We start from the raw sequence: 20047 nt of genomic DNA on the forward strand, positions 1-20047 counted from the left end.
AGACCAGTGGTCCAGTGGGTACCCCCCCCGCACACGCATCCCCCCCCCCCCCCCCCCCACCCGCCCCCCCCCCCCCCCCCCCCCCCCCCCCCCCCCCCCCCGGGCTGCAGTCTCCTCGTGAGTTACTCGGTCACCTTCAGCAGCTTGTTGGGCGTTCCGCTGCTGGGGTTGGTGATCTTGTCGCTGGTTGCCGCGCCGGTCAGCGCGGAGGCGACCTGAGCGGGCGTGGCGTCGGGGTGTCCGGCCAGGTAGACGGCGGCGGCTCCGGTGACGTGGGGGGTGGCCATGGAGGTGCCGGAGATCGTCTTGGTGCCCTGGTCGCTGTCGTTCCAGTCGGAGGTGATGTCCGAGCCCGGCGCGTACAGGTCCACTATCTTGCCGAAGTTGGAGAAGTCCGACTGGGCGTCGTCCTTGGTGCTGGAGGCGACCGTGATGGCCTCGGGGACCCGGGCCGGTGAGCCCTGTCCCGCGTCGGCCGACTCGTTGCCGGCGGCGACCGCGAACGTGACACCCGAGGCGATGGCCTTCTTGACCGCCTCGTCGAGAGCGGGGTCGGCGCCCCCGCCGAGGCTCATGTTGGCCACCGAGGGACCCTTGTGGTTCTTGGTCACCCAGTCGATGCCGGCGACGACCTGCTCGGTGGTTCCGGAGCCGTTGTTGTCGAGCACACGGACCGCTACGATCTTGGCCTTCTTGGCCACACCGTGAGCGGCACCGGCGATGGTTCCCGCCACGTGGGTGCCGTGGCCGTTGCCGTCGTCGGCGGAGTCGTCGTTGTCGACGGCGTCGAACCCGAAGCTGGCGCGGCCTTCGAAGTCCTTGTGGCTGATGCGTACGCCGGTGTCGATGACGTACGCGGTCACCCCTTCACCGGCCTTGTCCGGGTAGGTGTACTTGCCGTCGCCGGCCGTGTCCGTCTGGTCGATGCGGTCCAGGCCCCAGGACGGCGGGTTGTCCTGGGTGGCGTCGATGTGGAACTTCTTGTTCTGGACCACCGTGGCCACGGCGGGGTCGGCGGCGAGGTGCTTGGCCTCCGACTCGGTGAGGCTGTCGGCGGAGAAGCCGTTGACCGCCGAGGCGAAGGTCCGGCTGAGCTTGCCGCCGTACTCCTTCGCCAACTCCTGCTTCTCGGCAGAGGAAGCCTTCTGGTCCAGGAGGACGATGTAGCTGCCGGCCACGGCTCCTTCGGCGTTCAGACCGTAGACCGTGCCCTCCGCGGGCTGTCCGGCCTGGGCGACCGGCGACACGTACAGGGCGGTACCGACGACGGTTGCGGCGGCCGCGATCGCGGTGACGGTCTTGGCCTTGCCTATGCGTTTGTGATGCGCCGTCAAGAGGGGTCTCCTCGTTGTGTGGGGGGATTTGCGTTCAAGCGGCAGAGTGCTGCGCGCGTAGAGCGAGCGTGCCGACTTGTCGCGGTCAGGTCAATTCCCTGGCTGTAGCCCTGACGCCCCGCCAATGTGCGATCTTCACAGGATTCGCGCACATACGAAGCAACCCGAATGCAAACGTGCAGCCCTTTGCGCTGGTTGAATCACCAAGGATCGACCAAGAATTATCCGTGCCGATCTCTTCACCGGCCGTTCACGCGGAGCGGCGAGAGGAGGCCGGGGCGATGGGAATCAGCCATCGCCCCGGCCTCCTGAAAGACACTCAGGCATGAGTGCGGGAGCGGCGCACCGGACGGCTCAGGGCAGCTTGACCGCGAGCAGGTCGATCGGCCGGATGTCGGGTGCCGAGGCGAGCATGGTCTCGGCGGCCCCCATGAGCGCGGCGGCGATCCGTCCGCGCAGGTGCTCGGCGCGGTCCTCCTCGTTCTCGAAGGTGTCGAAGACGCCGAAGGTGGTGGCGTCCTCACGGAAGGCGAACCAGGTGACGGTCCGCTTCTCCTCCTCGGCGAGCTGCACGGCTTCGGTCAGCATCCGGGCGACGTCGTCGGCGTACTCCGGCTTGGCCTCGATACGGGCCAGCAGACCGATGTTGTTCATGACGGTGGGCTCCTTCGGACGGGGTCGACGGCTACGGGCGCCGACGCGATCGCATGTCCCCTCACCTGGGGACACGACTCACGCTAGGCCGGTTGAGCGCCCCGCCCCAGTGTCGGAAACGACAGCTCCGATACCGTTCCCGACATGGAAATCTCCGTGCTGGCATACGACGGCGTGTTCGACTCGGGGCTCTGTGCGGCGCTGGACGTCCTGGAGGCGGCCAACGCGATGCGCGGCGAACTCCCCCAGCCGCCACCGGCCTGGAACGTCACGACGATCGGCTTCAGCCGGCAGGTGCGCACCGGCGCCGGACACATCGTCACGGCCGAGCCCGCGGCCGCCGCGGACACGGCGGATCTGCTGCTCGTTCCCGCGCTCGCCGAGCGTCGGCCCGATGCCCTCCTGGAGCGGGTCGCGGGGCCCGACCTGGACAGGGTGCGCAAGCTGGTCGCCGAGCGCCGCGACCGGGGTGCGCCCGTCGCCTCGGCTTGCACGGGCACCTTCCTGCTCGCCGAGTCGGGCATCCTCGACGGCCACCGGGCGACGACCACCTGGTGGCTGGCGCCCGTCTTCCGCCGCCGATACCCGAGCGTCGCACTCGACGAGACCAGCATGGTGATCACGTCACAGGGGGTGACCACGGCAGGGGCCGCCTTCGGGCACGTCGATCTCGCCCTGGCCGTCGTACGGATGGCCAGTCCGGCCCTGGCCGACCTCGTCGCCCGCTATCTGGTCGTGGACGAACGCCCCTCGCAGTCCGCCTACACGATCCCGAGCGCCCTCGCCCAGAGCGACCCGCTGATCGCCGCGTTCGAGCGGTGGGCGCGCCTGCACCTGGACACGCCGAACAGCCTGGCCGAGGCGGCCCGTGCCCTCGGTGTCAGTGAGCGCACGCTCCAGCGCACGGTCCGCCGTGTCCTGAACACCACGCCGGTACGGTTCGTCCAGGACCTGCGCGTCGAACAGGCCACGCATCTGCTCCGCACCACAGATCTGTCCCTGGAGACCATCGCCCGCAAGGTCGGCTACGAACACGCCGCCACACTGCGCACGCTGCTCCGCGATCGCACGGGCACGACGACGACGGGTCTGCGCACGCGCTGAGCGGCAACCGCCCGCCCCGTGCGGCACGGCCATGCCGGCGTCGGGGTCGTATCAGAAGGCCGTGTGGGCGAACCAGTGGTCCAGCGTCGCGGTGTGCCCTGTCACGTCGAAGGCGGTCTCGCCGTACGACCGGCGTCCGTAGAGCAGGAGCAGAAGGTCGGCAGCCTGTGCTCGCACCGTCGTCGTCCGCGCGCCGGAGGATCCGGTGTCGGCACCACCCTCCGCTGGGGGCAACAGCCGGAAACCGTCCGCCTCCAACCGCACCCGCCACTCTTCGCCGGTGCGCGTGTCGGACTCGCCGGCGCACTGGAACACGATGGTCTCGCCGTTCCCGCTCAGCCGGGCCACGGCCGGGGCGAAGAGGTGGGCTTGGGGCAGGTTGACGAGGAACTCGTCGACGCCGTCCGCTGCCAGCACGGGGTCGATGGGTGATTCGAGGCCGACGGAACGCTCCGCGTCGACCCGGTGCACCAGCGTCTCGAACAGCATCCTGCGGGCCCAGAACCGGGCGTGCTGGTCCTCGCCCCAGGCCCACATGGGCGCTTGCGGATCCGTGGCCTGGAGCACGGAGGCCACCTGAGGGACGCCTGCTGCCACCCATCGGGCGTACTCGTGTGCACTGTCCGGCAGCCCCAACTCCACGTCACGGCTCCGCGGCGGCTCCTGCACCAGCCGGCTGAGCAGAGTGGAGAACCACCGCTGCAGGCTGCCCACGTGCCGGGTGAGGTCGGCCACCGTCCAGTCGGGACACGAGGGCACCGGGGTTGCCGGATCCACGCCCTCGACCACGTCGGCCAGGCGCGCCGTCTCCCGCTCGATCGCCTGCAGGTAGGTCGGGTACGGCAGCGGATGCACCGCCGCCCGGGTGTTCTCCATGTCGCGTCCGCCCTTTCGTTCTCGGGACACACCGTCAACCGCGTCCGCGGCCCTGCGCCATGATCCACCATCGCCGGCCGCCCGCCTCGTTCCCCTCGACCGGGCACCGGTCTCGGCGTGATGTCAGCCCGGTTCCCGCGCTCGGGATGCCGTGTCGCCCACTGGCGGGCCATGTCCAGGCGTGCGCACAGCTCGCGCAGCGTCCGGCCGTCGTGTTCGCGCAGGCCGACGACGAGTTCCGCAGATGCTCATCTGAACGCTCACTGAGGGTGAACGCGCTCCCCAAGTGCTTCCCGAGCCCCGTGTCCGGCCGCTCGGCAGGCTCGTTGACCTGCATGAACTTTCTCGTCCGGTCACGTGTGGGAGACGACATGACAGCAGATCGCCCTTGGGGCAAGGCCGTGGTCATCGGTGGCAGCTACGCGGGGCTGGTGACCGCCCGGGTGCTGGCCGACCACTTCGGAGAGGTCGTCCTCGTGGAGCGGGACGCCGTCGACGCGGACACCGGGGTGCATCCGGGCGCCCCGCAGGGCTACCACGCGCACGCGATGCTGGCCAAGGGCGGCGAGATCCTGGAGCGGCTGTTCCCGGGACTGCGCGAGGAGCTGAGGGACGCGGGGGCGCCGGTCTTCGACTACGGGGAGCGGATCGACTTCCTGCTGCCCGTCGGACTCGCGCCCCGCCAGCGCACCGGCGTCCGGATCCAGACCTTCACCCGCGACGAGCTGGAACGCCGGCTGCGGCGCAAGGTGCTCGCGCGGCCCGAGGTCACGCTGATGGCGTCCACCCAGTGCACGGGCCTGGTCCGGGGTTCCTCGGGGCGGGTCGAGGGGGTGACGTGCCGGCAGCAGGGCGAGGAGCCGTTCGAGCTGACCGCCGATCTGGTGATCGACGCCTCCGGCCGGTCCAGCGCGCTCGGCGACTGGCTGAGCGCGCTCGGGGTCGCCGTACCGCCGAAGCGGACCGTGAAGGCGAAGGTCACGTACACCTCGATGAATTTCGACCGGCTCGAGGAGGATCACCCGGGCCACCCGGACTACTACGTCGCCTACCAGATGCTGTTCGCTCCCCGCGTGCCCCGGGCCGGGGTCCTGCTGGCCGTCGAACGGAGCCGGTGGACGTGCTCGCTGTTCGGCTTCCAGGACCAGCCGCCGACCGACGACAAGGGCTACCTGGCGTTCGCCGAGAGCCTGGACAACCCGCGCCTGGCCGAGCAGATCGGCCGGCGGACCGAGCAGGAGCCGACCTACCGCTACACCAACGTCGACAACCAGTGGCGGCCCTACCACGCCGTCAAGCAGTGGCCGGACCGGCTCATCGCCGTCGGCGACGCCGTCTGCGTCTTCAACCCCGTCTACGGCCAGGGCCTGACGGTGGCTGCGATGGAGGCGGAACTGCTGCAGGGCATGCTGGCCCGGCGACGCACGGCCGGACAACTGGACGGCCTCGCCGGTGAGTTCCAGAAGAAGGTGGGCCGGCTGGTGCTGGGCCCGTGGACGCTGTCCACCAACTCGGACCTGATGTGGAACCCGGAGGGCCAGCCCCTCGCCGCGCGCTTCGCCCACTGGTACAACACGCGTCTGTTCAACGTGGCGGTGAAGGACGCGGCCGTGTGGGCGACGTTCGTACGGGTGGTGAACATGGTGGCCTCCCCGGCCGTGCTGTTCCATCCTGCGGTGGCGCTGAAGGTCCTGACCTCAGCGGGGACCACGCGCGCGACGCGGGACTGACCGAACGAGCAACGGTGCCTTGACGGAACGCCGGTCCGCGCCTGACCGCATCTGACGGCGTGTACGAACTGCCCGCGATTGTCCCGCCCTTGGTACCAGGTGTGGGCCACCTCTCGTCCCGCTGACGTATCAGCAGGTCAGCGGGGTGCGGGCAGTCTCGCGGGCTCCCCTGGACGGGCGTTCCGAGTGGCCCGGGGAAGCGGCCAAGGCTAGCGTCGTACTAATATATCCGGCTTGTTACGGAGCTGGAGCCGGACAACCCCAGGCAGACCTGCGGGCCCGCCAGCGCCCCGGAGGCTTCCGGGAACGAGACGCGAGGACCGGATGGCAGCCACTCACGAGGGCAGCGCTCTCGGCCTGCTCGACGACGAGATCCGTGAGCAGTTCCCCGATACGGCACGTTTCTCCGCGGCGCCCGCCGCCTCGCCGCGCACCCTCGTCGACGTCTTCGACGCGTCCGTGCGCTCGTACCCGGACGAGCTCGCCCTGGACGACGGCAGCACGCGCCTCACCTACCGCGCGCTCGCGGTCGAGGTGGAGCGGCTGCACCGACGGCTCGCCGCGGCGGGCGTCGGACTCGGGGACCGGGTCGGCGTGCGGGTCCCCTCGGGCACCAATGACCTGTACATCGCCATTCTGGCCGTGCTCGCGGCCGGTGCCGCCTACGTTCCCGTCGACGCCGAGGACCCGGACGAGCGGGCCGAGCTGTTGTTCGGGGAGGCGGAGGTGCGGGCCGTCATCGGCACCGGCCATCGGATCGACGTCACCGGTTCGTCCACCATGCCCGGCGAGTGCGACGCGCCCGCCGGGCGGCCCGGTGTCGGGCAGGACGCCTGGATCATCTTCACCTCCGGTTCCACCGGCAAGCCCAAGGGCGTCGCCGTCACGCACCGCAGTGCCGCCGCGTTCGTGGACGCCGAGGCCGCGCTGTTCCTGACCGAGGAGCCGATCGGACCCGGGGACCGGGTCATGGCGGGCCTGTCCGTCGCCTTCGACGCCTCCTGCGAGGAGATGTGGCTGGCCTGGCGGTACGGCGCGTGTCTGGTGCCCGTGCCCCGGTCGCAGGTCAGGAGCGGTGCCGATCTCGGGCCGTGGCTGGTCGAGCAGGAGATCACCGTCGTGTCCACGGTGCCGACGCTGGCCGCGCTGTGGGAGCCCGAGACCCTGACCGACGTACGCCTGCTGATCTTCGGCGGTGAGGCCTGCCCGCCCGAGCTGGCGCAGCGGCTGGTCACGGAGGGCCGCGAGGTGTGGAACACCTACGGGCCCACCGAAGCGACCGTCGTGGCCTGCGCCTCGCTGATGACCGGCGACGGGCCGGTGCGGATCGGGCTGCCGCTGAACGGCTGGGAGCTGGCCGTCGTGGACGAGGCCGGGGAGCCCGTGCCCATGGGCGGCAGCGGGCAGCTCGTGATCGGCGGGGTCGGGCTCGCCCGGTATCTCGACGCCGAGAAGGACGCGGAGAAGTACGCCCCGCTCGCGTCCCTGGGCTGGGAGCGGGCGTACCGCAGCGGTGACCTGGTCAAGGCCGAGCCCGAGGGGCTGGTCTTCCTGGGGCGGGCGGACGAGCAGATCAAGCTCGGCGGGCGGCGGATCGAGCTGGGCGAGGTCGATGCCGCGCTGCAGGCGCTGCCCGGCGTCGCGGGCGCGGCCGCCGCGGTGCGGACCGCGCGCAGCGGCAACCAGCTGCTCGTCGGGTACGTCGTCACGCAGGACGGCTGGGATCAGGCGGCCGCGGTCGAGAAGCTGCGCGCCGAGCTGCCCGCCGCTCTCGTGCCGCTGCTCGCTCCCGTCGCCGAGCTGCCCACCCGTACCTCCGGCAAGGTGGACCGAGGCGCCCTGCCGTGGCCTCTGGAGGGCCTGGAGACGGGCGGGAAGGCCGAGCAGCTCTACGGCACCGAGGCCTGGCTCGCCGAGCAGTGGGCGGAGGTCCTCGGCATCCCGGTGAGCAGCGCCTCCGACGACTTCTTCGCGATCGGCGGCAGCAGCCTCGCCGCCGCCCAGCTCACCACCCGGCTGCGCACCCGCTACCCGAGCGCGGCCGTCCTCGACGTCTACCAGCAGCCGGTGCTGCGCAAGCTGGCCCGGCGTCTGGAGGCGTCGGCTCAGGACGACGGCAAGGCACGCACCATCGCGCCGGTCCCGGTGCGCGCCCAGCTCGTCCAGACCCTTCTGCTGGTGCCGCTGTTCACCGTGCTCGGACTGCGCTGGGCGCTGGCCCTGGCCGCGCTCGGCCGTCTGCTGCCCGGTTACGCGTGGCTGCCGACGGCCTCCTGGTGGTTGATCGCCGCCGGCGCCGTGCTGCTGTTCAGCCCGCCCGGGCGGATCGCCCTCGCGGCGGGCGGGGCCCGGCTGCTGCTGCGGGGCGTACGGCCCGGGCGGTATCCGCGCGGCGGGAGTGTCCATCTGCGGCTGTGGACCGCGGAGCGGCTCGCCGAGTTCAGCGGGGCGACCTCACTGACCGGATCGTGGCTCGAACGGTACGCACGTGCGCTGGGCGGCAAGGTCGCCACCGACGTGGACCTGCACTCGCTGCCGCCGGTCACCGGCATGCTCAAGCTGGGGCGCGGCGCCGCCGTGGAGTCCGAGGTGGACCTGTCCGGGTACTGGCTGGACGGCGACCGGCTGGAGATCGGGCCGGTGAAGGTCGGCGCCCACGCCGTCGTGGGCACGCGCAGCATGCTCTTCCCGGGCGCCCGCGTGGGCAAGCGGGCCGAGGTGGCGCCCGGGTCCGCGGTCACCGGTCAGATCCCGACCGGGCAGCGCTGGGCCGGCGCCCCCGCGGCCAAGCTCGGCAAGGCCAAGCGCAACTGGCCCAAGGAGCGCCCCCAGCGGGGCACGTACTGGCGGGTCATGTACGGCGTCACGGGCATCGCGCTGAGCGCCCTGCCGCTGCTGGCGGGTGCGGCCGCGCTGCTGGTGACCAGGCTGTTCGTGGTGCCCGGCGGCGGACTCGGCGAGGCACTGCAGGGAGCGGCGCTGGCGCTGGTCCCGGCCACGCTCGCCTTCGGGCTGACGTACGCGCTGCTGATCCTGCTAGCCGTCCGGGTACTGAGCCTGGGCCTGCGGGAGGGCACCCACCCGACGCACAGCCGGATCGGCTGGCAGGCGTGGACGGTCAGCCAGCTGATGGACCGCGCGCGGGAGACGCTGTTCCCGCTGTACGCCGGGCTGGTCACGCCGGTGTGGCTGCGGCTGCTCGGCATGCGGATCGGGCGGGGCGCCGAGGTGTCGACCGTGCTCGCCCTGCCGAGCCTGACCACTGTCGGCGACGGCGCCTTCCTGGCGGACGACACACTGACCGCACCGTACGAGCTGGGCGGCGGCTGGGTGCGGATCGGGCGCGCGGAGATCGGGCGGCGGGCCTTCCTCGGCAACTCCGGGATGACCGCGCCGGGCCGCAGCGTGCCGGACGGCGGTCTGGTCGGGGTGCTGTCCGCGACCCCGAAGAAGGCGAAGAAGGGCACCTCCTACCTGGGCCTGCCGCCGGTGAAGCTGCCGCGCAGCGCGAGCGACGGCGACCAGAGCCGGACCTACGACCCGCCCGCCCGGCTGCTGTGGGCGCGCGGTCTGGTGGAGCTGTGCCGGATCGTGCCGGTGCTGTGCTCGGCGACGCTGGCCGGGCTGACGGTGGCCGCGCTGTGCGCGCTGGGGGTGTGGGCGCCGCTGCTGTCGGGGCTGGTGCTGCTGGCCGCGGGTGCGGCGGCGGCCCTCGTGTCGATCGTCGCGAAGTGGGCGCTGGTCGGGCGGCACCGGACCGGGGAACATCCGCTGTGGAGTTCCTTCGTGTGGCGCAACGAGCTGGCGGACACCTTCGTCGAGGTGCTGGCGGTGCCGTGGCTGGCCGGGTCCGTGCCGGGCACGCCGGTGCTGACGGCGTGGCTGCGGGGGCTGGGCGCGCGCATCGGCAAGGGCGTCTGGGTGGAGAGCTACTGGCTGCCGGAGACGGACCTGGTGACCCTTCAGGACGCCACGACCGTGAACCGCGGCTGCGTGCTCCAGACACACCTCTTCCACGACCGGATCTTGCGGACGGATACTGTGGTTCTCCGTGAGGGCGCCACGCTGGGTCCTGGCGGGATCGTGCTGCCCGGCAGCACCATCGGGGCCCGTACGACTCTGGGTCCCGCGTCGCTCGTCATGGCCGCGGAGTCCGTCCCGGACGACACCCGTTGGCTCGGCAACCCGATCGAGGCATGGCGATCCTGAGCGCGGGCCTCCCGGAGGCGGACGGCGGCACGAGGGGTGCGCCGGCACGGAGGACCAGTACAGCGCAGGGAGCAGACGCGGCAGTGGCAGTTCAGCAGTCCACGGGTGCGGACCCGTACTTCCCGGGCAACGGCGATCCCCGGTATCGGGTGCACCGCTACGAGCTCACGCTGGACTACCGGCCCGGCCCGAACCGGCTGTCCGGCACCGCTCGGATCAACGCGATCGCGGGCCGAGCGCCGCTGACCGAATTCCAGCTGAACCTGGCCGACTTCAAGATCGGGCGGATCCGGGTGGACGGCCGGCAGCCGCACTACACGCACCGGGGCGGCCGGCTGCGCATCCGGCCCGCGAAGCCGCTGCGCGCCGGGGCCGCCTTCACGGTCGAGGTGCACTGGTCGGGAAACCCCCGGCCGGTGGCCAGCCCCTGGGGCGGGCTCGGCTGGGAGGAGCTGGACGACGGGGCGCTGGTGGCCAGCCAGCCGATCGGGGCACCGTCCTGGTACCCGTGCAACGACCGGCCGGCCGACAAGGCGTCGTACCTGATCTCGGTCACCACGCCGTCGGCGTACTCGGTGGTGGCGGGCGGGCGTCTGCTGACCCGGACGACGAAGGCTTCGACGACCACCTGGGTGTACGAGCAGGCGGCGCCCACCTCCAGCTATCTGGTCGGGCTGGCGATCGGCAAGTACCAGACCGTGCTGCTGGGCGACCCGGGGCCGGGCGGTGTGCCGCAGCACGGGCACATCCCGGCCCAGCTGCTCCCGCAGTTCTCCCGGGACTTCGCCCGGCAGCCCGCGATGATGGAGCTGTTCCAGGAGCTGTTCGGGCCGTACCCGTTCGACGAGTACGCCGTGGTCGTGACGGACGAGGAACTCGATGTCCCGGTCGAGGCGCAGGGGTTGTCGCTGTTCGGTGCCAACCACGTGGACGGGGCCAGGGGTTCGGAGCGGCTGGTCGCGCACGAGCTGGCGCACCAGTGGTTCGGCAACAGCGTGTCCATCGCCGACTGGCGGCACATCTGGCTGAACGAGGGCCTCGCCAAGTACGCGGAGTGGCTGTGGTCGGAGCGCTCGGGCGGCCGCAGTGCCCAGCAGCTGGCCACCATCGCTCACCGGTTGCTGAGCAAACTGCCTCAGGACCTGCGGCTGTCCGACCCGGGCCGCAAGCTGATGTTCGACGACCGGCTCTACCAGCGTGGCGGGCTCGCCGTGCACGCGGTGCGGTGTGCCCTGGGCGACGAGGCGTTCTTCCGCATGCTGCGCGGCTGGGCGGGACTGCACCGGGGTGCGGCCGTGACGACCGCGACGTTCACCGCGCATGTGGCCCGGTACACGGACGAACCGTTGGACAGGCTGTTCGCGGCATGGGTGGACGGGACACGGCTCCCGCCACTGCCCATGCCCGACTCGCGGCTGGCCGTCTAGGGCGCGGTTTCCGGGCGTGGCGTCACGCCGTCGCGCAGGCGCTCTTGGTGTTGACCTGGTTGCGGGTGGCGGCGGCGGTCAGGTCGAGGTGGAGGGCCAGGCCCTCTTCGGTGGCCTCGGCGCTGGTGGCCCGCACGCCGGACGGGAGGCCGGTGAGAGGGACGGTGCGTGGCTTCAGGGTCTGGGCCGCGGCTTCGCCGGGGAGCCCGTCGACGGGAAGGGTGCGGCCGAGGACGGTGACCTCCGTGGGCGTGATGACGAGGCTGTTCGCGGCGACCTCGAGGTCGGTGTGGACGGTGACCGGCACACCCAGGGTTCCGGTGGTGCCGGAGAAGGTCAGACCGGTGCCGTCGGTGCCGGGGGTCCACGCGCTGCCGCTGCCGGTGTCGGGGAGTCGTTCGGCGAGCTGGGCGTACGGCACGATCACCGTCGCGTCTCCGCCCTGGACGGCCCCACTGGTCGTGACCTGACGCAGGTGGGCGTCGAGCTCCATGGACGTGCCCTGGCGCTCGAGTTCGGCCGCGTGGATGTCGACGTCGCCGACGCTTCCGCCGAGCATCTTCATCGGTGCCAGTGAGCTGTCCAGGGTGACGCTGACCTTGCCCACGGGGGCGAGCCGGCACGCGACGACGCGGCTGATGCGCTGTTCGGCTTGGTGCGTGACCAGGGCGCCGGCGGTGAGGGGAGCTATGACCGTCAGGGCTGCCGTGGCGGCGAGCAGGAGGCGTCGGCGGCTCATGGAGTGCTGCGTCCGATCTGTCGCAGGAACTGGAAGGCCCGAGGGAGCAGGACGGCCGGCTTGTGCGTGCCGGCGGCGCGGCGGGAGCGCTGGGTACGCAGGATGGCGCGGACGGTGCCCAGCGCGGCGCCGGCGACCACGGCGGCGTACAGATCCGCGTCCGGTGTCTCGGGGGGCAGCCGGTCCTGGACCAGTCGGGTGAGCCGCTCCTCGAACTCGGCGAAGGCGTGGATCAACCGCGCAGCGATCAGCTCCTCCGTTCCGTCGAGCGGATGGGTGAGGGCGGTGAGGCTGGTGCTGCGGAAATCGGCGGCCGCGCTCAGCAGTGCGTTGTAGACGGCGTCGAGGGGCGCTTCGTCCGACGGGCGTCGTGCCAGGGCCTGTTCGACGGCGGCGAAGAGTTCGATGCCGTCCGGCAGCAGCAGGTCCTCCTTGCTGTCGAAGTACCGGAAGAACGTACGCGTGGACACGTTCGCGCAGGCGGCGATGTCGGCGACGGTGGTGTCGGCGAAGCCCTGCTCGGCGAAGAGCCGGGCGGCGCAGGCACGCAGGTTCTGCCGGGTCTGGTCCTTCTTGCGCTCGCGCAGCCCGGGTGCGGGCGAGGGGTCTTGAGGGGGCACGACTCCAGTATAACTTGTCACTCATGACAAATGGCAGTCGTGACACTTTTGCTCTACTGTCGCCTCCACCACCCCGCCCTTCGACGCTGGAGCCTGCCGTGCCCGCACGATCCGAACTCGAGACACCGACAGCGCCCGCTTCCCCTCAACTCACCGGCGGGCTGGCCCGGTTGGGCCTGTGGTGCGCCCGCCACCCCGTGATGGTGATCGCCCTGTGGCTGGTGGCTCTGGTGGCCGCACTGGTCGGCCGGCACGCCGCAGCGCCTGTCTTCAGCGACCAGGTGACGCTGTCGGGCACTCAGTCCAGCACCGGTGCGGACCTCCTCGCCGCCCACTCACCGGGCGCCGGCGGCTCGATCGGCCGCGTCGTCTTCCACACCGGCAGCGGGACCGTCACCTCCAGCCCGTCGGTGAGCCGTTCGGTCGCCGCCCTCGCGCGGCTGCCCCACGTGACATCCACCTCGACGCCGGTGGTCAGCGAGGACGGACGGACCGGGTACACCACCGTGCGGTTCGACGTACAGGCCAAGACGTTGGGCCACGACTACACCGATCAGCTCGACCGGGCGACCCAACCGGCCCGGGACGCACACCTGCAGGTCGCCTACGGCGGTGACCTCGACCAGGTCACCCGGCAGCCCGCCAACGACCGGGCCGCCGAACTGGTCGGCATGGCGGCCGCCCTGCTCGTGCTGGTCCTCGCCTTCGGCAGCATCCTGGCCGCTCTGCTGCCCCTGGTCTCCGCGCTGATCGCGGTGGGCACCGGCCTCGGTGTCGTCGGCATCGTCGCCGGGACCGTGTCCTTCGCCACCGCCGCCCCCACGCTGGCCACCATGATCGGTCTCGGTGTCGGCATCGACTACGCCCTGTTCCTGACCACCCGATATCGGCAGGACCTGATCGACGGCCACGACCCGGTCACCGCCGCCGCGCGCACCACCGCACGCAGCGGGCGCGCCGTCCTGGTCGCGGGCATCACCGTCGTCGTGGCCATGCTCAGCCTCTACGCCTGCGGTCTCTCCTTCATAGGCAAGCTCGGTCTCGCCGCCTCCCTCGCCGTCGCGATCACGGCGACCGCCGCCGTCACCCTCGTTCCGGCCGCTCTCAGCCTGACCGGCCGCCGCATCGACCGGTTCGCCCTGCGCCGGCCCGTCGCCGAGACCTCCGGCGACCGCGACGGATGGCACCGCTATGCGGCCCGTACGGCCCGGCACCCCTGGCGCCACCTCGGCGCCGGCAGCGCGGTCCTGGCCCTTCTCGCCCTGCCGGCCCTGTCCATGCGGCTGGGCCACGTCGACGCCGGCGCCGACCCCGCAGGCACCACCAGCCGTACCGCCTACGACCTGATCACCCACGCGCACGGAACGGGATACGGGCCCGGCGCCAACGCTCCGCTGACCGTCGTCATCGATCTCGGCGCCGACCGGAACCGGGCGTCGAGTCTGGCCTCCACCGTCCAGCACGCCCTGAGCAGCACGGCGGACGTCGCCGAGGTGAGCACGCCCCGGCCCAGCCCGGACGGAAGGCTCCTGACGGCCACCGTGACCCCTGCCCGCTCCCCTCAGGACGCGAGCACCAGCACGCTGGTGACCACCTTGGTCGACCACACCCTCCCCGACGCCCTCCACGGCACGAGCGCACGCGGATACGTCACCGGCACCACCGCCGCCCAGGTCGACTTCCGCGACACCGTTCAGCGACGCCTGCCCGTCATCATCGCCACCGTGCTCGCCGCGGCCTTCCTGCTGCTGACGACCGTCTTCCGCAGCCTGGTCATCCCGCTCAAGGCGGTGCTGCTCAACCTGGCCACCACCGCCGCCTCCTACGGCGTCCTGACCGCCGTCTTCCAATGGGGCTGGGGCAGCAGCCTGCTCGGCCTGCACGAACCGGTGCCCATCGAGTCGTACGTCCCGATGATGATGTTCGCCATCGTCTTCGGGCTCTCCATGGACTACGAGATCTTCCTGCTCTCCCGCATCGCGGACGTCTGGCACGCCACGGCCGACAACACGCGCTCGGTCGGCAGCGGACTGGCCGCCACCGGTCGCGTCATCTCCACCGCCGCCCTCATCATGACCGCGGTCTTCCTGTCCTTCACCGCCTCGCCCACCGTCGTGGTGAAGATGCTCGCTCTCGGGCTTGCCGTCAGCGTGGTCCTCGACGCCACCCTCGTCCGTCTCGTCCTCGTCCCGTCCAGCATGTTCCTCCTCGGGCGCGCCAACTGGTGGATCCCCGCGTGGCTGGACCGCCGCCTGCCCCGTCTGGAGGCCTGAACCGGCACCTACGTGCCCTTCCGGACGACGGAGAGGAGGCGGGCGCACCGGGCGCTCATGTCCTGTGCGGACAGCTCGGGATGGGAGATCCACCAGCCGACCAGGGCGCTGACCGTGCCGGTCCACAGGTGCTTGAGGGCGACGGCGTCGAGGGGGTCGTGGTTGCCCCGGCCCTCCAGCAGCGCGGCGGTGCCGGAGGCCGCCAGGGCGTCGATCGCCTCCCGGTGGGGTTGGGCGGCGTGCCAGGGCTCGGAGCCGGGCTGCAGGGTCCGGTCGTACAGCACGAACCAGGCGTGCCGCTCGTCCTCAAGGGCTTGGAAGAGGGCGGTGAGGACCGTGTGCGGAAGCCGGTCCTCCGGCGGGTTCGACGTCATGGCCTGGTCGATCGCCGCGAGCAGACGGGGGCCGATGCGGTCGACGCAGGCCGCGTAGAGGCCGTCCTTGGAGCCGAAGTAGGTGTAGAGCATCGGCTTCGTGACGCCCACGCGCCGGGCGATCTCGGCCATCGACGCCGAGGCGTGGCCGTGCCTGCCGAACTCCTCCAGAGCTACGGCGATGATCTGCTGCTCCCGGCGGGCGCGAGGGACGCCCTTGGTGCCGGCGAGGCGGTTTCCGCTGCGGTCTGCTCGCGGATCGCCGTCGGCTGGATCCGGTGCGGTCGAAGCTCTTGCGGTCGTCATGGTGGGACTATACGTTGCGGTAACTTACCAAGCGGTAAATTACCGAGAGGTCAAATCCGTGGCCGAGTACACCGTGCCGAATCCCTCGCCCTCCAGCGCTCCCACGGGCCGCTCCTGGTGGGGCTGGGGTGCCGTGGACAAGGCGCTGTCCGACGCCGAGTGCGCTGCGCTCGGGCAGTTGGTCCCCGGGGCGGCGGGCACTCCGCGGCCCGTACCCGACGTCTCCGCGCTCACGCTGCCGAAGGTCCGCGTCGAACCGCCCGCCGCACTCGCGCCGCTGATGTCGGCCGCACCCCGGGAGCGGGCCTCGCACACCTACGGCAAGGCGTACCGGGACGTGGTCCGGGCCCTGAGCGGAGACCTCGCGGCAGCGCCCGACCAGGTGGCCCGCCCCCGCACCGAGCAGCACGTGGTCGACGTGCTCGACTGGGCGGCGGACGCCGATGTGGCCGTCGTACCGTACGGCGCGGGCAGTTCGGTCGTCGGCGGGGTCGAATACCGCGCGGACGCGCACCGCGGTGTGGTGTCGCTGGATCTCTCCGCCCTGGATCAGGTGCTGGAGATCGACCGGGTCAGCCGGGCCGCGCGGATCCAGGCCGGCGTTCTCGGCCCGGCCCTCGAAGGCCGACTGCGGCCGCACGGTCTGACGCTGCGTCATTTCCCGCAGAGCTTCGAGTTCTCCACTCTCGGCGGCTGGCTCGCCACCCGGGCGGGCGGTCACTACGCCACGCTGTACACCCACATCGACGACCTCGTGGAGTCGTTGCGCGTGGTGACGCCCGTCGGGGTCAACGAGTCGTTGCGGCTGCCCGGTTCGGGCGCGGGCCCCTCCCCCGACCGGCTGTTCCTGGGCTCCGAGGGGACGCTCGGTGTCATCACCGAGGCCTGGATGCGGCTCCAGGAACGTCCGCGTCACAAGGCTTCCGCCACAGTGCTGTTCGGCGACGTCCATGCCGCGATGGACGCCGTGCGCGCTGTGGCGCAGTCGGGTCTGCACCCCGCCAACTGCCGGCTCCTGGACCCCGGGGAGGCCGGCCTCGCAGGAGTCGCGCACGGCGGCGAGAGCGTGCTCGTCCTCGGCGTGGAGTCGGCGCACTCCCCGGTCGGCGGACGGCTGACCGAACTCCTCACCCTGGCCCGTGACCACGGCGGCTCCCCCACACCGACGGAGCCCGGCACCGCGGACACCGCCGCCGACACCTGGCGTTCGGCGTTCCTGAGCATGCCCTACCTCCGTGACGCGCTCGCCCGCATGAGCGTGGTCACCGAGACGTTCGAGACGGCCAGTACGTGGGGCCGTACGCCGGAGCTGTACGAGGCCGTCCGCGCGCAACTGGCCGACGTCGTCAAGGAGGTGACGGGCGCGGCCGGCACGATCAACTGCCGCTTCACCCATGTCTATCCGGACGGACCCGCACCGTACTTCACCGTCATCGCCCCCGGCCGGCGCGGCTCGGAAGTGGCGATGTGGGACGAGATCAAGTCCGCGGCCATGGACATCCTGCACGATCACGGTGCGACCGTCACTCATCATCACGCGGTCGGCCGCGACCACCGGCCGGGGTACGACCGGCAGCGTCCGGAACCCTTCGCCGTGGCGCTTCGGGCCGTGAAGCGGGCGCTCGACCCGGCCGGGATCCTGAACCCGGGTGTGCTCATCGACCCGGCCACGGCCGGAGAGGCTCAGGGAGTTGCCGAGAGGTAGTGGCTGAGACGAGTGGCTGCGTTCAGCATGGCCAGGCCCTGTGCGGTGAGTTTGCGCTGCCAGTCGTCCAGGGCGGCGGCCAGCGCCTCCGTGCCTCCGACCGTGCGGATCTGCTGGACCACGGTGGAGATGTGGTCCAGCGGATAGCCCCCGCGGCGGAGGAGGTGGGCGAGTTCGGCGTCGCGGATGTCGCTCGCCCGGAAGACGCGGTACCCGGTGGCCGGGTCCCGTGCGGGAACGAGGATGCCGGCACTCTCCCAGTTCCGCAGCGTTGCCGGGGTGACCTGGAGCTGGTGCGCGAGTTCGCCGATGGTCCGGGTACCGGGGGCGACGGCCGGGCCCGGAGCGGCGCCGGACTCCGCCGTCAGGTGGTCCACCGCTCTGCGCACCGCATCGAGGGTGTCCCGGTCGCGGAGCAGCTGGCTGTGCCCTCGGTCGATGGTCGTCAAGGCGTCGTCGAGTGCGCCGTCGTGGAGCGCGTTCATGATCCGGCCGGCGGTTGCGTGCCCGTACGCCGGGATGAGCGCGAGGTAGGCACGGAGTGCTGCCGCATGCACCTCGGTGTAGATCCGGTAGCCGCTGGGGGTTCGGGCGGCGGGCGGGATGCAGCCGTCCCGCTCGTAGTTGCGGACTGCTTGGGTCGAGATGCCGTGCTCGCGCGCGAGATCGGTTGGTCGCAAGGTGATCACCGGTTTGAAACTTTACCGCATGACTGTATGGCCATCTCCTTCAAAGTCTCAACCGTCCTATCAAAGGTACGATTGAGGCACATGAGCCAGGAAATTCGGGACTTCACACCCGCCTCATGTGCCCTGTTGGCGCTCGGTGAACCCACGCACCAGGAGCCGGCTTTCGCCCGGGCCCGCAACGAGCTGTTCGCCCAGCTGGTCGACCGCGGGTTCCGGTCGATCGCCCTCGAGACCGATCGCGTGGCCGCGCTCGCCGTGAACGACTTCGTCCAGGAGGGAGTCGGAAGCCTGGACGCGGTGATGAGCGAAGGCTTCTCCCACGGCTTCGGGAACCTGGAGGCCAACCGGCAACTGGTCGCCTGGATGCGCGACTACAACGCAAGCCGTCCGTCAGAGGAGCGACTGGCGTTCCACGGATTCGACGCCTCGATGGAGACGACCAGCGCGCCGAGCCCGCGGCGCTATCTCGAATATGCTCGCGACTATCTGCGACTGGATCTGGATCTGCATCTGAATCTCGCCCTCGCCCTCGACCTCGACCTCACGGGCCTCCTCGGCGAGGACGAACGCTGGAGTCGCACGGAGGCGGTCATGGACCCGGCCATGTCGGTCGGTGACACGCCTGAGGCGGAGAAGCTGCGCGCGACCGCCGACGACATGCTCACCTCGCTCTACGCACGCGCGCCGGAACTGATCGCCGCAACCTCACGCGCCGAGTGGCTCAGGGCCCGGACACACCTCACCGCCGGTCTCGGCCTGCTGCGGTATCACAAGCAGGCAGCACAGCCCCTGGAACTGAGTGAACGGATATACCGCCTGTCGGCCACCCGGGACGCGCTCATGGCCCAGAACCTCCTCGATGTCCGACGCGTCGAGGCGCAACGGGGGCCGACGCTGGTCTTCGCCCACAACCTCCACCTGCAGCGGAATCCGAGCACCTGGTACCTCGCGGACAAGGCGGTCACCTGGTCCGGCGCCGGCTCCATCGTGGAGCCCCTGCTCGGCGAGCCGTACACCTTCATCGCCGGCAGTTTGGGCCGCAGTGAAGCTCTCGGGCTCGGGGATCCCGAGCCCGACACCTACGAGGGCTGCCTCCAGAGCCGTATCGCCACCTGGGGCCTGACAGCGGGCAGCGCGGTCACCGGTGCCCGCACACGGACCGACACCACTCCGGAGCAGGGGTACTTCCCGCTCGACCAGCCGACACTCGACATGGTTGACGCGGTCCTGCACATCAACGACGGCACGGCTGTCGGAGGAGTGAAGGCGTGAGCCAGAGCCGGTGACGCGGAAAGGGAGCGCGTCACCGCCCATCGACCGCCCTCTGCAGAGCCGCACTCGGCACCGCGCCGAGTGGAGCGGCAGCAGCGGCACTGCCCGGGACGGCTCACGCCGGACCGTGCGCTCAGGAGGAGGGGTCCGGCAGTGGCCGTCCGGTGGCCGGGGCCGCCGGACGGCCCTGGAGACTCCGCGAGACCATGACCACCGACGGTGCCTGGGACGGGTTACGGCGCGGCGGCCAGGACCCACCGGCAACATCACCACCACCGCGGGCACGCTCGCCCTCTCCGCTACACCGCCAACCCGCCCTGGACCACGCGGACCGCCACCGACGGCACCGAGCAGGTGCTCCAGCCCCTCACCGGCGGCGCCCGGACCGCCACCGCGTACCGCCGTACCGCCGCACCGGCTTGACGTCGACGTGGACCAGTTCGCCGGGCCGGTCACGTTCGTAGCGGCGGATGATCTGGCCGGTCGGCCGGTCCAGGTGGGCCGGACGGTTCAGGCCGTGCCGGGTCAGGATGCGGTGCACGGTGGAGGCGGGCAGGCCCAGGATCGGTCCGATACGTGCCGGGCCCAGCTTGCGGTCCTGCCGCAGCCGGCAGACATGCGCCTCGGTGGCGGCTGCGGTCCGGTGCGGTGTCCTGCGGTGAAGATTCGACACCTCCACCACACACGGAGGCCTTCGCCATGATCAAGCCCGGCCAGCGTCAACAACGTAATACA

Annotated in this window: 14 protein-coding genes and 1 pseudogene; 7 read left to right on the forward strand and 8 right to left on the reverse strand. The window is 71.4% G+C overall.

Going from position 1 to position 20047, the window contains the following annotated elements; genetic code table 11:
- Window positions 1-122 precede the first annotated feature (122 nt).
- Together ACZ5DS_RS34745 and ACZ5DS_RS34750 are read right to left on the reverse strand one after the other, a co-directional pair.
- Entirely contained in the window at window positions 123-1334 is a 1212-nt protein-coding gene (locus ACZ5DS_RS34745; protein WP_468246544.1) for a S8 family peptidase, read from the reverse strand.
- 354 nt (window positions 1335-1688) lie between these two features.
- Window positions 1689-1988 carry a putative quinol monooxygenase gene (locus ACZ5DS_RS34750; RefSeq protein WP_468246545.1) on the reverse strand — a complete coding sequence of 100 codons (300 nt, stop codon included), beginning with the start codon at window positions 1986-1988 and terminating at the stop codon, window positions 1689-1691.
- Between the two features lie 144 nt (window positions 1989-2132).
- Here ACZ5DS_RS34750 and ACZ5DS_RS34755 point away from each other — a divergent pair, with 144 nt between their 5' ends.
- Window positions 2133-3092: a GlxA family transcriptional regulator gene (locus ACZ5DS_RS34755; protein ID WP_468246547.1), complete on the forward strand. Its 960-nt coding sequence runs from the start codon at window positions 2133-2135 to the stop codon at window positions 3090-3092.
- A gap of 51 nt (window positions 3093-3143) precedes the next feature.
- Here ACZ5DS_RS34755 and ACZ5DS_RS34760 read toward each other — a convergent pair whose 3' ends face one another.
- The gene (locus tag ACZ5DS_RS34760; protein WP_468246549.1) at window positions 3144-3968 is read right to left on the reverse strand and encodes a maleylpyruvate isomerase family mycothiol-dependent enzyme; all 825 of its coding nucleotides are present in this window, start codon (window positions 3966-3968) and stop codon (window positions 3144-3146) included.
- Between the two features lie 371 nt (window positions 3969-4339).
- Between ACZ5DS_RS34760 and ACZ5DS_RS34765 the strand changes: the two genes are divergently transcribed.
- The 3 genes from ACZ5DS_RS34765 (at window position 4340) to ACZ5DS_RS34775 (ending at window position 11334) form a co-directional block, all read left to right on the forward strand.
- Complete coding sequence (locus ACZ5DS_RS34765) at window positions 4340-5698, forward strand: FAD-dependent oxidoreductase (protein ID WP_468246551.1); 1359 nt, start codon at window positions 4340-4342, stop codon at window positions 5696-5698.
- 324 nt (window positions 5699-6022) lie between these two features.
- Entirely contained in the window at window positions 6023-9907 is a 3885-nt protein-coding gene (locus ACZ5DS_RS34770) for a Pls/PosA family non-ribosomal peptide synthetase (RefSeq protein WP_468246553.1), read from the forward strand.
- Window positions 9908-9990: 83 nt separating this feature from the next.
- Window positions 9991-11334 (forward strand): M1 family metallopeptidase, encoded by a 1344-nt coding sequence (locus ACZ5DS_RS34775; protein WP_468246556.1) that lies wholly within the window; start codon window positions 9991-9993, stop codon window positions 11332-11334.
- Window positions 11335-11356: 22 nt separating this feature from the next.
- On the opposite strand, the gene ACZ5DS_RS34780 is transcribed toward ACZ5DS_RS34775, so the two are convergent.
- Together ACZ5DS_RS34780 and ACZ5DS_RS34785 are read right to left on the reverse strand one after the other, a co-directional pair.
- Window positions 11357-12073: an LmeA family phospholipid-binding protein gene (locus ACZ5DS_RS34780; protein WP_468246557.1), complete on the reverse strand. Its 717-nt coding sequence runs from the start codon at window positions 12071-12073 to the stop codon at window positions 11357-11359.
- The gene (locus tag ACZ5DS_RS34785) at window positions 12070-12693 is read right to left on the reverse strand and encodes a TetR/AcrR family transcriptional regulator (RefSeq protein ID WP_468246560.1); all 624 of its coding nucleotides are present in this window, start codon (window positions 12691-12693) and stop codon (window positions 12070-12072) included. The genes ACZ5DS_RS34780 and ACZ5DS_RS34785 overlap by 4 nt, the downstream gene beginning before the upstream one ends.
- 98 nt (window positions 12694-12791) lie before the next feature.
- On the opposite strand from ACZ5DS_RS34785, the gene ACZ5DS_RS34790 reads away from it, so the two are divergent.
- Window positions 12792-14966, forward strand: a complete 2175-nt coding sequence (locus tag ACZ5DS_RS34790; protein WP_468246562.1) for an MMPL family transporter — start codon at window positions 12792-12794, stop codon at window positions 14964-14966.
- An 8-nt stretch (window positions 14967-14974) separates the two neighbouring features.
- Here ACZ5DS_RS34790 and ACZ5DS_RS34795 read toward each other — a convergent pair whose 3' ends face one another.
- A complete protein-coding gene (locus ACZ5DS_RS34795) occupies window positions 14975-15646 on the reverse strand; it encodes a TetR/AcrR family transcriptional regulator (RefSeq protein ID WP_468246564.1) in 672 nt (223 codons plus the stop codon).
- Between the two features lie 58 nt (window positions 15647-15704).
- Between ACZ5DS_RS34795 and ACZ5DS_RS34800 the strand changes: the two genes are divergently transcribed.
- Window positions 15705-17351, forward strand: coding sequence for an FAD-binding oxidoreductase (locus ACZ5DS_RS34800; protein ID WP_468246567.1), 1647 nt, complete (start codon window positions 15705-15707; stop codon window positions 17349-17351).
- On the opposite strand, the gene ACZ5DS_RS34805 is transcribed toward ACZ5DS_RS34800, so the two are convergent.
- Window positions 17330-18031 (reverse strand): TioE family transcriptional regulator, encoded by a 702-nt coding sequence (locus ACZ5DS_RS34805; protein ID WP_468246569.1) that lies wholly within the window; start codon window positions 18029-18031, stop codon window positions 17330-17332. The two genes, ACZ5DS_RS34800 and ACZ5DS_RS34805, sit on opposite strands and share 22 nt — an antisense overlap.
- A gap of 90 nt (window positions 18032-18121) precedes the next feature.
- On the opposite strand from ACZ5DS_RS34805, the gene ACZ5DS_RS34810 reads away from it, so the two are divergent.
- Entirely contained in the window at window positions 18122-19312 is a 1191-nt protein-coding gene (locus ACZ5DS_RS34810) for an erythromycin esterase family protein (RefSeq protein WP_468246571.1), read from the forward strand.
- 418 nt (window positions 19313-19730) lie between these two features.
- On the opposite strand, the pseudogene ACZ5DS_RS34815 reads toward ACZ5DS_RS34810, so the two are convergent.
- Window positions 19731-19967, reverse strand: a pseudogene (locus ACZ5DS_RS34815) (IS481 family transposase); the annotation flags it as partial.
- Window positions 19968-20047 lie beyond the last annotated feature (80 nt).

This window comes from Streptomyces sp. NPDC031100 (assembly GCF_055570785.1).